The 14,283-nt window shown below is 50.2% G+C and carries 8 protein-coding genes; all 8 read right to left on the reverse strand.

What is annotated here, in order from left to right; genetic code table 11:
- Positions 1–51: 51 nt before the first annotated feature.
- The gene (locus BMW65_RS24760) at positions 52–504 is read right to left on the reverse strand and encodes a Sec-independent protein translocase subunit TatA/TatB (RefSeq protein ID WP_177181059.1); all 453 of its coding nucleotides are present in this window, start codon (positions 502–504) and stop codon (positions 52–54) included.
- 123 nt (positions 505–627) lie between these two features.
- Complete coding sequence (locus BMW65_RS08525) at positions 628–1,176, reverse strand: RNA polymerase sigma factor (RefSeq protein WP_143053844.1); 549 nt, start codon at positions 1,174–1,176, stop codon at positions 628–630.
- A gap of 227 nt (positions 1,177–1,403) precedes the next feature.
- Positions 1,404–4,154 (reverse strand): M14 family metallopeptidase, encoded by a 2,751-nt coding sequence (locus BMW65_RS08530; RefSeq protein WP_090604589.1) that lies wholly within the window; start codon positions 4,152–4,154, stop codon positions 1,404–1,406.
- Between the two features lie 25 nt (positions 4,155–4,179).
- Positions 4,180–5,523 carry a M20/M25/M40 family metallo-hydrolase gene (locus BMW65_RS08535; protein WP_090604591.1) on the reverse strand — a complete coding sequence of 448 codons (1,344 nt, stop codon included), beginning with the start codon at positions 5,521–5,523 and terminating at the stop codon, positions 4,180–4,182.
- A 3-nt stretch (positions 5,524–5,526) separates the two neighbouring features.
- Entirely contained in the window at positions 5,527–8,283 is a 2,757-nt protein-coding gene (locus BMW65_RS08540) for a M14 family metallopeptidase (RefSeq protein WP_090604593.1), read from the reverse strand.
- Positions 8,284–8,322: 39 nt separating this feature from the next.
- A complete protein-coding gene (locus tag BMW65_RS08545) occupies positions 8,323–8,952 on the reverse strand; it encodes a hypothetical protein (protein ID WP_090604595.1) in 630 nt (209 codons plus the stop codon).
- A 50-nt stretch (positions 8,953–9,002) separates the two neighbouring features.
- Positions 9,003–10,649 carry a SusD/RagB family nutrient-binding outer membrane lipoprotein gene (locus BMW65_RS08550; RefSeq protein ID WP_090604597.1) on the reverse strand — a complete coding sequence of 549 codons (1,647 nt, stop codon included), beginning with the start codon at positions 10,647–10,649 and terminating at the stop codon, positions 9,003–9,005.
- A gap of 29 nt (positions 10,650–10,678) precedes the next feature.
- Complete coding sequence (locus tag BMW65_RS08555; protein ID WP_245747563.1) at positions 10,679–14,185, reverse strand: SusC/RagA family TonB-linked outer membrane protein; 3,507 nt, start codon at positions 14,183–14,185, stop codon at positions 10,679–10,681.
- Positions 14,186–14,283: the final 98 nt, after the last annotated feature.

Genomic DNA, 14,283 nt, shown 5'->3' on the forward strand with positions numbered 1-14,283 from the left:
GTAATGATCGGGAAGACTAGCGGCTTTATTGGTAGGTCAATAGCACTACATTCATGTGTTTTTCTCGTCGCTTATTGTAGTGGTTGTTGTAGATGAATTACCTTCTTCCAAGTTCCCGTTTTCCGGATTGGGAGAATCCTTGTCTACCGCTTGGTAGTCGCTATCGTTGTAGTAAGGGCCTTGGCTGCCGTAATAGTCGGGCTCTCGGCCGGGATTGTGCTGGTAGGTGCCCGCTGGGGCAGACGGGTTACTTTCATTTAGTTTTTTCGGCTCATCTTCCACGATCACATCCTTTACTTCAATATCTTTCTCAAAATTATTGATTTGATCGCTGATATCGCGCTTGATGCTTTCTGACGCATCTTTAAACTCACGGATACCCCTGCCCAATCCCCTTGCCAACTCCGGTAATTTCTTGCCACCGAACAACAACAACGCTGCAAACACGATAAGCATCATCTCACTTGTTCCGATGTTCAGGAAGGCGAATATTATACTCAACATAACAATACCTCTATTTTGTAACCGCTAAGGTAGGGCTAAATTTTGTGATATCCATGAATTATGGAAAAATTGATTGCCACAACGGGCTTTAAGTAGTCGATTTGGGTCGATGCCGACCTTTGTTCATTGGGACGTGAATCGTTTTATCCGCTTCCGGATGCACTTCAGCGCCTTAATCATGTGTTTTTCAACGGTACTTATAGATATTTGTAAAGAATTTGCGATTTCCAAATAGCTCATGTCGTGGTAGTATTTTAATTCGAAAACCCGGCGCGGTTGCAACGGCAAGGAAGCAAGGGCATTTTCGAAGGCTTGGTTTAGCTCATGATACTCCAGCGTGTCGCCCGTAGCGTTGGTTGAATCGGGATGAGGGTATTTGTCCGCGTATTTCTCCCGGGCAATTTTCGACTTGGTATACTTAAATAATTTGTAACGAATGGCGGTATGCAAATAGGCGCTTAATGACGTATGAATAGCTAATGTATGTCGTTTTTGCCACAATTCCGCAAATAAATCCTGGATTAATTCTTTGACTTCATCTTCGTCCTTAATCCGTTGGTAGGTGTGGTTGAATAAAGACTCCCAAAAATGTAAATAAATTTTTTCGAAAGCCGCTTCGCTTCCCGCTTTTAGCTCATTCAATACAGCCCTTTCATCAAAATGAACATTCATTTTTTTGCAACCAATTAATTTGCCATCTACATTTATAAAAAATAGCAATTTAATATGAGGTGTATTGTCGGTTAGCGATTCACAAATATAATAATGTCAATTTGATTACACAAAATTTGTACTAAATTAATATCGGGTGGATGGTAGGGGAGTAAAAGAGGTAAGTTCCCCTGCCAGCACTGCTGCTTGCTAGCAGGGGAACAAGTTACCTCAAAATCGTCAATATGTTACTGATATAACGTATTGAATAAGAATTTAAATGTACCATGCGGTTGTGCCCGGTAGGTAATTTGGGGACCGTAAGCATAAAAGTTGCCTTTGCCGACTGGTGCTTTAAACGCCGCAACACCGTCTTCCAGGTAATTTTGCCCCCAAGCCCATCCGCTCCGCAAGGGTTTGTCAGTGGCAAACCAAGCCAGTGCTTCAATGCCTTGCAGGCTGGCTTCAGGCTTCAAATCGAAGACAGGGCTGCTGTTGAAAATTACGTCGGCATCTTCTGACATTCCCCAAGCGGCGTCAATCGCCGGGTTGACTTTTACGCGCATGACGCTGCCCGGTATATAGAACCGTTCACCGGGGATAGGCTGTTCAACGCCATCGATGGTTTCGACCAACGCGTTTTTAACCGGAAGGCCAAGGTGGTAAGCAAGGGCTGTGCTGCTGCCGGTAGTCAGGATATCGCCACCCGCGTCCAGGAATGCTTTCAATTGGGGAATAGACTTTTCTGCCGTCAAGCTGCCCACCATATGCCTGTATTCCTCAGGCAGATCAGCCGGATCCGGGCCCCGTCCGCCGAAGCCGCCACGACCTGCCATGCCGCCCCGGCCAAAAGGAGGGATGCCACTTTCAATAAACAGGATGATATCGTATTTCTCCTTTAAGTTGCCACCATCAATTTCCTGCGGGAAAATAAGGTTAAATCCAAAATGGTATTGTTCCAGCATCCACCGAACCCAGCCGGAGGGCATGGAACCACCGTAATTGTCAAAAAGGGCGATACGGGCAGGCGCGATTTTGACCATGTTGGCCGGTACACGGGATGCCAGAATCGCTTGTACCCCTAATTCGGCAGCTGCTTGCTTGAGCAGATCCAAACCTTTGGCCGGCACATAGAACGAGCCTGCGGGCAAACCATCGGTAGCTTGCTGAACACGGTGCACTTCGACATTTGCTTTCAACAAGTCATTCACCACGATGAACGCATTATTTACGTTGGAGCTGATGAGGAATCCTTTGCTGGAAGTAGATACGGATTGAGCCGGGGGGACTTCCAATACGCCGTGGGGAAGCCGTTCAAACGGGCCGTCTATCCCGTCGAGAATCCGGTCGAAATCGATGCCCATCTGATAAGCTAACGTCCAGCCAGCAACGTCATATGGCCGCGTTGGAGGGCCTCCAGGATAGGCAAAATCATTGGGGTAATCCTGGGGTTCGAACATATCGATGATATGCGGGCGGAAGGCCTGATCCGTTTTGACGATGTAGGATCCCTTGGGATATTGTTTGCCGTTTACCGTGAAATCAGCGGTTGCCTTATCGATGAAGATCCCGTTTTTAACTAAGGTGTTGATGAATTTCACCGCAGTAGGGAAATCTGCTTGATCCGCAGACAGGATATAAGCGCGGGCATCCCTTTTTTCCGGATTGGCAAAAACGCTTTCATAATACGAGTCGGGCAGCCGGCTACTTGGCATCCGTCCGCCAAGGGATTCGGCGGATTCAGCGGCCTTTCCACTGGCCATGTCGGCCTCGTAGTTGGCTTGGATTTGATCGATGTTCCTGGGTGTAAGCTGCCAGTAATCTTTACTTCCCTTTGCAATGGAGTTTTTGCCCATTTTGTAGATGTTATACAGCACCTGCTCACGGTGGCGGGCAGCATAATCCAGGATCGCATAGTTCAACGAAATGGAATAATCGATGGATTGCTTAAAATGCCATTTTTGTGGGGTAACGGGATTGGGCGTATTGTTATTCGGTACGAGCCGTTCGGGTACCAAGGGCACTTCCATTGGCGTAGGGTTTCCAATGATCTCGGTCAGGAGGCCGATGACGTTGTGGAAATACGTAGTGGTACGTAGCCCGCCATTATACCAGGTGCTGAACGGAGAACCCTTCATACGGGTGAAGCCAGGTTTGTCTTCCACATTGAGGCGGTTGATCATACTGGCACCGACGGCGTCGATACCGGTCATCAGCAAGGGATCAATGTTATAGTTGAATGGATCCGTATACGGAGGGCCGGCAACCACGGCGCCGGCAGGGGCGGACTGGTGATGGTTGTACATCACCTGTGGCATCCACTCCAGGAATAACTGCCTGTTCATATTTTCTGACTCCTTCATGTTGACCATGTAGAAATCCCGGTTGTTGTCGTGGCCAATGTATTTGTGGTACAGCACAGGTGTATTCATGGCCCGTTTGGTCTCGTCGCTATTTCGCATATACCAGTTGGATACCAACTCCTGCCCATCCGGGTTGGCATGTGTCAGCAGCACAATGACGTCATCCAGTATGCGTAGCGTTTCTTCATCGGTCTTGCTGGTAAGCTGGTAAGCCATTTCGATCAATTGGTGCGTGCCGACCATTTCGGTGGAGTGCAGGCCACCATCAATCCAGACGACAGCTTTCCCTGTAGAAGCCAATCTTTTGGCGTCCTCGTCGGTCAATCCTTCGGCATACGCCAATTTTGTGGAGATAGACTTATATTCATCCAACTTTTTTATATTCTCTGGAGAAGTAATGATCAGCATATACTGCGTACGGCCTTCTTCGGTTTTGCCAATGTCAACCAATTTCACGCGATCGGATTCCGCTAATTTTTTGAAATACGCCTCTGTCTGGGAATAGTTTGCCAGGCGATAGTCATCCCCGATGGAGAAGCCAAAATGCGATTGCGGTGTCGGTACGGACTGGGCGAATGTAACAGCCTGCCATAGGCACAGCAACCAAAGGAATGTGTAGTTTTTGATTCTTTTCATGTTTTGCTTAATATTAAGTTCTTCATCAGTTTATACCTACTTCCGCCAGCAAGACGAGCAAGGCATATTGGATAGCTTGGTCTCCATTGTCATCGATCCACCATTCATTCAGGGAGTGCCCCCCGCCACCTTTGCCCCCACGTCCAATGGTGACCGCGGGTACACCCAAAGCAAGCGGGGTGTTGGAATTTGTCGATGAGGCAGATAAGGAAGGCTCCTGTCCGAAATACTTGGCGGTGGCCATCGCCCGTTGTACCAACGGCGATTCGGGGGCGGCGATGCCTGATGGCCTATCGCCTATCAATTCGATGTTTACCGAGAGATCTTCCCCAGTTTTTTTGGCCTTGTTCACTTCAGCAAGGCTTTCCGCTACGGCATCCTGCAACAGTTTATCGATTTCCGTCAGCTTCTCCGGGCTTTCGGAGCGCATGTCTACCACCACCCACGATTCATAAGGAATGCTGTTGACCGAGGTGCCGCCTCCGGTGATGCTCACACTGAAGGTGGTTTTAGCCCCGCCTTCGTCAATAAGTGCACGCGCTGTTTCATCCCATCTGGCCATTGCACGGGCCATGGCAACATGGGGATTGACAATGCCATAAGCACCATAGGAGTGCCCTCCCGGGCCTTTGAAGGTGATGCGGTATCGATGCGATCCGATTCCTTGGTTGGTGATATCGCCGATGTCGCCGCCATCTACCGCTAAGTAGCTGTCTATCTTCGGTCCTTTTTCGAATAGGTATTTCACACCGCGCAGATCACCCTCGCCTTCTTCTCCAACCGTACCCACAAACAGGACATCACCTTGTGTGCTGATGCCCGTGCTGTTCATGCTTTTCAACAGCGTGAGCAAGATGGCCAATCCCCGGGTATCGTCCCCGATGCCGGGAGCATAGAGCGTATCGCCCTTATGTTTTACCGTCACGTCGGTACCCTCGGGGAATACGGTGTCCATATGGGCCTCGATAACGGTGGTTTTTTCGCGGACGGTACCTTTGCGAAGCGCCAAGACATTGCCAATGCTATCCGTCCATATGGAATCGGCCCCAACTGCCTTTAGCATCGCCTCAAACTGGCTCGCCCGGGCGGCTTCTTTAAAAGGAGGCGCCGGTATTTCCGTGAGGAGGATATGGTTTTTGGAGGTTTCCTCATGGAGGGCCGTAATCTTGTCAAACGTTTCCTTTACGGAGGTATTTGCTGCCAGCTTTTTTATTTCATCCACATAAGTGTCAGCCACTGGCGGCGTGGTTTCCGCCGTTGCAGCCGAACCGCTTTCCGAGGGCGATTGGCAACTCAATGCAATCAGGGCAACTAAGCATGCCCCGATTGTATGACGCTTTGACGGATAATTTTCTAACTGATCGAACATGGCTTATTTAGCAACGTATAATTGGTTGAACAGCCATTTAAAGGTGCCATGCGGCTGTGCACGGAACGTGATTTCCGGCCCAAACGCATAAAGCTTGCCTTTGCCCACCGGAGCGGAGAATGCCGTGATACCGTTTTTCAGGTAATCAGCGCCCCATACCCAGCCACTGAGCAATGGATTGCTGTCGCCATACCAAGCCAAAGGTTTGACTCCTTGGCTTTTTGCACCTTCTTCCAGCTTGAATACCGGACTGTTGCTTGACATGACACTTACCGTTTCGGGCATACCCCAGCCCGCTGGATCCGTAGTATCTGCAATTACTTGATGGATGCTGCCCGGGGCATAATATTGTTCGCCACGGAGCGGCCTTTCGCGGCCATCTTTATCCACTTCAACGAGGGCATTCTTGACCGGCAGGCCCAAATGGTAGGCTAGTGCCGTGCTGCTACCTACGGTAAATAATGTACCTCCAGCCTCTACAAAGGCTTTGAGCTGAGGAATGGATTTTTCAGCGGTAATATTGCCTATCATATGATGATACTTTTCAGGAATGTCCGCCAAATTCGGCCCTCGTCCGCCCCGCATGCCAGCGGCGTCGCCTGTCGAAACAGGTGGAATGCCGCCACCAATGAATAAGATGATGTCATACTTGTCGATTAAGTTGCCCTTATCTATTTCCTGGGGGAAAATTAGTGAAAAAGTGTCAAAGTGGTACTGTTCTAATAGCCATCTGACCCAACCCGATGGCATGGAGCCGCCATAGCTGTCGAACAGCGCGATACGGCTGGGTTTGATTGCAGTCACGTTGCCCGGTTTCTTACTCGCCGGAATGGGTTTGATACCCAAGGTGTCCGCCATTTTTTGAAGGATGGCCAATCCATTTGCGGGCACATAAAATGAGCCCGCGGGAGCACCGTTGTACGCTTCCTGGATGCGTGATACATTAATGCCCGCTGCCAGCAGCTTGTTTGCCGCAACAAACGAGTTGTTGACTTCCGAGCTCAACAAAAAGCCAGCAGATGACTTGCCGACGGTTTGCGCTGGGGGTGCCTGGATTTGCCCGTAAGGTACGGCTTCGAATGGGCCATCAAAAGCGTCCTGGATGCGGTCATAGTCAATGCCGAATTGATAGGCAAGCGTCCATCCTGCCGCATCGTAGGGACGCACAGGGGGGCCACCCGGATATTCAAAGTCATTGGGGTGATCCTGAGGCTCGAACATGTCGAGGACATGCGGACGGAAAGCCTGTGCGGCCTTCACGACATACGACCCCGCAGGATACGATTTTCCCGCTACCGTAAAATCGGAGGTAGCTTTATGGATAAGGATCCCTGATTTGATCAATGCGTTGACAAACTGTACCGCCCTGGGGAAATCGGTTTGGTCAGCAGGGATGATGTATCCCCGTGGGTCGCGCAAAACCGGATCGCTGAATACCTTTTCAAAGTATGATGCCGGAATGTTGTCCCTTGCGGAGTAGCGGGCAGATTGCTCCAACTGCTCCGTAGCTACCTTGTTCGCTGCTTTATCGGCCTCAAAGGTGCTTTCAATCTTGGCGACATAGCTCGGTTTGAGCGGCCAGTAGTCGGTACTGCCGCGCTCAATGGAATTACGCCCCATGGTATACATGTTGAAAAGCAGCTCATCGCCGAAACGGCTGGCATAATCCAGGATAGCATAATTCAGCGATACCGAATAATCAATCGATGTTTTAAAATGCCATTCCTGTGGGGTCACGGGATTAGGCGTGCCATTGTTCGGGATTAACCGCTCGGGTATCAACGGCACACTTGATGGCGTCGGATCGCCGATGATTTCGGTCAGGATACCGATGCTATTGTGGTAATAAGGGGCTGTGCGCAATCCCCCGTTCCACCAAGTAGAGAATACCGAGCCACTTAACCGGGTATAACCTGGCTTCTTTTCGACGTTGAGCCGGTTGATCATGGCCGCGGCTACGCCATCGATACCGGTCATCAATACGGGATCCAATACGTAATTGAACGGATCGCGGTAGGGCGGGCCAGCTACCACTGCGCCGGCAGGTGCCGATTGGTGATGGTTATAAATGATCTGTGGATTCCAATCGATGTATTGCAAGCGTGAGATGACCGTGCTTTCCATCAGATTATTCATGTAGAAATCCCGGTTGTTGTCATGGCCGACGTACTTGTGGTAAAGTACCGGTGTATTTTTGTTCCGTTTCAACGGATCCTGCTGCTGCATGTACCAATTGGATACCAGTTCCTGCCCGTCAGGATTACAGTGGAACAGCAGAATCACCACCTCATCGAGGATTCGGAGATTTTCCGGATCATTGCGGCTCACCAGTTGGTAGAAGGTTTCAAACAGTTGGTGTGTGGCGACCACTTCGGTGGCATGCAGTCCCCCATCAATCCATACGACGGGTTTTCCTGCAAGAGACAGTTCTTTGGCTTCCGCTTCCGAAATTTCCGCGCGGGCAAATTTTTGGGAGATTTCCTTGTACGTGTCTATCTTGGCCAGGTTTTCTGGCGAAGAAACGATAATCAGGTGCATGTCCCGTCCCTCGGAAGTTTTTCCGGCAAGTTCCATTTTTACCCGATCGGATAAAGCCGCAACTTTTTTGAAATAGGCTTCCGTTTGGGTGTAATTGGCCAGCTTGTAGTCATCCCCGATGGTAAACCCAAAGTGTTCCTTTGGCGATGGGATGTGCTGTGCAAAGACTTGCATCCCCACCAGGATGAAAGCCAACAATGATAACGTTGTACGTCTGAGCATAGATTTTGGGGTTATAATGAAATCAGTTAGAAACATGCATTATAAATTCTTAAAACGGACGCCCGTACGGCAATCACAGGGCTCACCTCTCGATTCGTCGCATGCATTGTCTTGAAATTGAACCAAACGGGTACCATCGGTCATGGTGATTGCAAACTTAAATAAAAAGTAATCATTTGGCTCAACTGTATCTAAATCGATACCGACAATTTCTGCAAGTTCCGCTGGGGTATGGTTGAATGTTTTTGGAAACTCCGTCACGGTCTCGTACAGCATGTCCGAGCTTCGGATGGTACTTGGCAGCGGAAATTGCCGGATATTGGGCCATACACCGGCCAACGATAAGGTAATCGGGTAAGCAGGCGGGCTTGATTCCCGTTTGTTGAAACTGACATACACATCAATGGATTGCGCATGCACACGGCCTCCCGCATCATAATAGTCGAGCGTCCACTCGAATTCCTGTGTAGTGGCGTAATCGGCATCGGCCATGTTGAAAAACGAAACGTTGGCGGTTTGATAGGTAGGTAGTGCTGATTTTTCGATATTGATGGTCACTTTCGGAGTGGCCGCTATCTTAAACTGTTCCCAGTCATAGTCCACATCCTTGCAGGAGTTGGCCAGCAATGCCGTTGCTGCGAACAAACTGTATATTAATGCCTTTTTCATCTTCCTATTCATATTGAGGTTCTTCTTTAGTTATAATATCCTTACCTGATTTAGTCGTTTACATCCCAAAACACCGGTGTAAATTGCTGTTTGCGTTGAAACTCATCACGGATGGCGATGACGGTTTCGTTGGATGTCAATTCGGTTTCCGAATAGTAAAAGCGCATGGGAAATTCATCCAGCGGAGCCAATAGTTCTTCCAATTCGGGCAATCCGGTGCGCCGGTAGTCATTGTAGGCTTCCACGCCGTTGCCATAGAGCGCGATCCACTTCTGCATCATCAGCAGTTCCATTTTTCCGACCGCATCGGCTGCATCAAATTGTTCGCCAATGCGGTTGGCAAAGCCCGTGATGTTGGCAGCCGGTATGGCCTGCCCGCCGTTGCTGGTTGATACCGTATTCACCAGCATCAGATGCGCTTCCACGCCATCCATCAGGAGCTGTTTGACGTCTTCGCCGGTATTTAAAGTCAATGCCGCTTCTGCGCGGATGAACTTGACCATGAAGTTGGTCAAGAGGGGCAATATGCCACCTCCGGTACCATCACCATTCGTGAAGAGTGCTACCTTGAAGGAATTGCTGGTGGTGCCTGTTACGGCACCATCGTTGTTAAGGTATATATTTTCGGTGGTGAGTGAGGGGATCATGCCGTTGTCGTATAAGCCGGCCGCCGGGTAGATACCTACAATGGCGCGGGTATTCAAATCGGCGGGTGATGCCGTGCCGTCCCCTGGGTAGCGGCCATAATAACCTTCGCCGTTGGTGGAATTGGCTAATCCGCGAGTTTCGTCCATCCGGAAGATATAATAACGCAACCGTGGGTCGTCCTGCGCTTTTAAGCGATCGATGAGCGGCATGCTTACGTAACCGCCGCGGCCGGTATTGTACCAGCTAACAAACCACGGATGGCGTGTATTAGGTGCTATGGTCGTACCGTATTGGAATGTGAAATCTTGGCTATTATCGGCTATCAGTTCGTCCGCTTCAGCGATCAACGCCTTGATGCCGGCCGCTGCTCGGGCCGGATCCACGAGGCGGATTTGATTCAGCATCTTTAGCTTGAGGGACTTGCCCATCCGGCTCCATTTTTCCGCGGATCCTTGGAAAAAAAGATCGGCAGACGAACTGACTGAAAACCCTTTGTCGATATCGGCCAGGGCCTCGTCAATTACAGAGAACAAGCTTTCGTAGATGTCCGCGCCGTTATCAAAAACAGGATTTGGAAATTCTCCGCCTGCCTGTGAATAGGGGATATCGCCCCACACATCTACCATAATACTGTATAAGTATGCTTTTTGCAGCTTAGCAATGGCCACGTATCCCCATTCTCCCTGCTCGGTTCCCACCCGGATGATGGTCTCCAAATCGGGAATCGTACCTGTGTAAAATCCGGACCAAGAGCTTGAAAACGAGCCGCCGGTCTGGTTCCAGCGATTGAGCGGCCCAGAGGCAAATTGCTGGGAGACACTGGTTGATCCGCCATTTAAACCGTTTGACGCACTCGAACCACCAAAGTTGCCAGCTAGTGAAAGCTGCGTGGCCGGAAGCAAGAGGCTCAACGTTGGCGTGGTTGGATTGTTCGGGTCGTCATTAATGTCGACGAACTTTTCACACGATGCGGTGAAAATACCTACCAGTAGGATACCGAGGTAGGTGCTAAGATTTTTTATATGAAGATAGCTATGTTTTCTTTTCATGTCCTTATCGTTTAAGGGAGTAGTGCATATTAGAAACTGAATCGGAGGTTTACTCCATATCGGCGGCTGGTCGGTACGCCGCCGCCATCTGTGCCCGCGTTGTTGCCGGAGGTGGTACTCACTTCAGGATCGTAATTCATATATTTTGGGAAGTTTGGTGCTTTGTACCACAGGTTGCGCCCGCTGATGGAGATGAAAGCCGAACCAAACGGTGATTTTTCCAGCCATTTGGAAGGAATACGGTATCCCAATGAAACTTCGCGAAGCCTGAAGACCGTTGCATCAAACACAGTGCCTTCTGCAATGCCTCCCGGCCCGAAACCACTGGTAAAGTAGTAGTCGATAACCGGGATGGCCGTGTTATTGGGGATTTTGTCGCCGTTCTCATCGAGTAGCGGTTGTAATGTGTTCACGTCGCCCAACACACCGGGACCGATATACAGCAACTCGCGGTCTTCAGTATCCCGGGATACCCCACGGGCCATGGCTTCTCCGATTCCATCGGTATAGATGGCACCCCCTTCTTTCCAGTCAAACAGCACATCCAAGGTAACCCCCTTATACGAAAGGGTATTGCTGATGCCTACCATAAACTTGGGTGCAGGATTGCCTATTGGACCGCTCACCCCAGAAGAGATGGGTTTGCCGGTTTGTGGGTTGACTAAGATATTCCCTTCATCGTCACGCGCATACCGGCCGCGGTAAATCTGGCCATAGGGCTGCCCCGGGATGTGTACGTTATTTCCGTATACCAATTGAGCATATTCCCCTAAGTCGTCTACCATGTTGTTGTTGCGGGTGAAGTTGGCATTGATATCCCAGTTGAAGCCATTGCCATTGCGGAAGGGCGTGCCGGATAGCATCACTTCCACGCCACGGTTGGACGTTTGGCCCAAATTGATGATCCGGCTCGTGTAGCCTGTGGACGGCGGTGCATCCACGGTGAAGATCTGCTGTGTACTCCGCTTGTGGTAGTACGTCACATCCAAGGTGGCCCTGCGGTTGAAGAACTGCATTTCCGTGCCGATCTCAAATTCAGTGATGAATTCCGGCTTCAAGTTGGCGTTGGTAAGCGCATTGGATAGAGTGAGGGTACTCACGTTGGATGCTGTACCATTTGAGAATGGCGAGTCCAGCCCGCCAAAGGATTGGTTGGCGTTATAGACATTCGTGGTGAGGTAGGGCGAGGCTTCGTTTCCCACGCGCGTATAGCCAATGCGGAATGTTCCGAAGGAGAGGACGTCACTTTGTATTTTAAACGCATTCGTGTAGTTGAACGAGGCGTTTGCACCGCCATAAAAATAACTTCTGTTTTCTTTAGGCAGGGTGGAAGAGACGTCGTTTCGCCCGACGAGGTTGAGCGATAGGAAATCCTTGTAATCGATGGTGATATCGCCGAAAAAGGCATAATACCGCTGTTTGATCCGGGCACGGTTGTTTGGTAAGTTGCCGAGCGTGATGGTTGATGTGTTACTGATGTCATTGATCCCGCGCGTAATGATGTCGTTGCCATCAAATACCGAACGGTTGGTCATCCGCTGGTTAATGTTGTTGCCGAAGATGGCCCTGATGGAGTAGTCGGTCGCAAACGACTTCGTTACAGTCAGCAACAACGTGTTGTCCATTTCTTGCCGATAAATATTATCTGCGCTCATTGAACCATTGGCATATACGGAAGAGCCCCGCCCCAAGACACTTAACCGCCTATCCGTATAGGCATTGAAACCTACGGAGTTTTGGATATTCAGCCATTCCAGCGGATCATAGCCCAATACAAAATTGCCATAATACCGATCGACGTTGCTGGTAGAAGGGCTGTGAGCGACCGACCAATAGGGATTATCCAAGCCTGCCCGTGCGTATACGTTATCCCCGGCCGGTGTTTCATAGGGTAATCCGGCCAAATCGTAGCTGGTTGGCAGGAAATATAAGTTGCTCATGACATTTCCGCTGCCCCCGATAGGCGGGGCTGTTTGGTCGGTCATGACGTAGTTAATGGTTCCGCTGGCATAGAAATTATTTTCCATGCGGACATTGCCCCCTATGTTAATGGACGTACGAGCAATGCTATTGCCGGGGACGATACCTTCATTTTTGGTACGGCTGAGGCCCGCCGTAAAATTCCCCTTTTCACTGCCGCTGTTGATACTTAGTGCCGTTTCCAGCACACCGCCTGTCCTAAAAAAGGCATCCTGCGCTTGCCCAGCATAAGAGCGGTAAGGTACTTGCACCGGGGTGACACCATCGGCTTCAAAGAACTCCGGGAAATCTGCCGCCGATACCAAGGTGGCCAACGGGTGGGGGATGGTAGCCCTGGAGCTATAAGCCGAGCCGGAGGAGCCGTACACGCCATCGCGGTAATCAAAGTTGGTGCCTTGGCCATAGATCTGCTGATAATCCGGTAGGCCTGCTATCTCTTCCATGGAATAGGAGGTGTTGACAGTGATTTCCGTTCCTTTCCGGCTCCTTTTGGCCGAAGCCTTGGTCGTGATGATAATCGCCCCATTAGCAGCCCGCGAGCCGTAAAGTGCGGCAGCCGCAGCGCCCTTCAATACCGTAATGCTTTGGATGTTGTTGGGATCGATGTCAAACGCCCGGCTGGCGGTCGTTTGATTGCCTTGCGTATTGCGCTGGCCAACCCGATCGAAGGTGGAATTATCAAAAGGAATTCCATCCACTACATAAAGTGGCTGGTTGTTGTTTCCTAAGGAAGAGTTGCCGCGGATGCTGATGTTGGTCGATCCGCCAGCCACGCCACCACCACCTTGGATATTCACCCCGGCTACTTTTCCGGTGAGTGCCCGTACCGGATCTGGCTCGTTCTTCTGCGCCAACGCGTCGGCGTTTACCGTTGATACGGAATAACCCAACGTGTTGGACTTCCGTTCGATACCGGCAGCGGTGACCACGACTTCGCTGAGTTCGAGTTGATCCGGTTTCAGACTTACATTGAGGGTATTGGCGTTGCTTAATGGCTCGGTGACGTCCACATAGCCCACAAAGTGGAAGGTTAGTGATGTTGCCGTTGGAGGCGCGGTAATCCGGTATTGCCCGGCATTGTCCGTAGATGTACTGATGGTTGTTCCTGTTATGGTGACGGATACCCCCGCAATCGGTTCGCCAGCTTCATCCGTCACCTTGCCGGTGATGGGGCGTTCTTGTTGCCCGGTAATGTCATTGTCTTTATAAACAATGTAAAAATTATTACCGTTGTGTTTATAGTGCAGGTCGGTGTTTTGCAAAAGGAGATCCATGAGTTCGGGAACCGCCATTTCCTGATGGTTATGCAACACGTCTGCCGCGACCCGATGTCCACTTACCAATCCACTCCGGTAGGCGATGGATATGCCATGGCTTTGTTCGAGTGACAGGAAGGCATCACGCATTTCCATCTCTTCCCCCTCGTTGTCAGCATGCCGTGGATTATTCCGGACTTCGAATCTTGCGTTGTGCGCTATCAATTGCGCCCGCAACGGATTGCTTCCCAAAATGAGGGTGAGCAGCAAACCGCAAGATAGGGTAAAAAATCTACGCATAGTACTTAATTGAGTTTGTTAATTAGTTAAATTAATGTTGTTTAGCTACTGCAATAACCTCCCCTTGGCACCCGTGCACAAGCATGGAGCCTCACTTA

This window comes from Parapedobacter koreensis, from assembly GCF_900109365.1.
GTDB classification, from domain to species: domain Bacteria; phylum Bacteroidota; class Bacteroidia; order Sphingobacteriales; family Sphingobacteriaceae; genus Parapedobacter; species Parapedobacter koreensis.

Coding starts and splice junctions, on each gene's coding strand:
- BMW65_RS24760 (WP_177181059.1), bottom strand. CDS start 504: ATGTTGAGTATAATATTCGCCTTCCTGAACATCGGAACAAGTGAGATG.
- BMW65_RS08545 (WP_090604595.1), bottom strand. CDS start 8,952: ATGAAAAAGGCATTAATATACAGTTTGTTCGCAGCAACGGCATTGCTG.
- BMW65_RS08535 (WP_090604591.1), bottom strand. CDS start 5,523: ATGTTCGATCAGTTAGAAAATTATCCGTCAAAGCGTCATACAATCGGG.
- BMW65_RS08525 (WP_143053844.1), bottom strand. CDS start 1,176: ATGAATGTTCATTTTGATGAAAGGGCTGTATTGAATGAGCTAAAAGCG.
- BMW65_RS08555 (WP_245747563.1), bottom strand. CDS start 14,185: ATGCGTAGATTTTTTACCCTATCTTGCGGTTTGCTGCTCACCCTCATT.
- BMW65_RS08530 (WP_090604589.1), bottom strand. CDS start 4,154: ATGAAAAGAATCAAAAACTACACATTCCTTTGGTTGCTGTGCCTATGG.
- BMW65_RS08550 (WP_090604597.1), bottom strand. CDS start 10,649: ATGAAAAGAAAACATAGCTATCTTCATATAAAAAATCTTAGCACCTAC.
- BMW65_RS08540 (WP_090604593.1), bottom strand. CDS start 8,283: ATGCTCAGACGTACAACGTTATCATTGTTGGCTTTCATCCTGGTGGGG.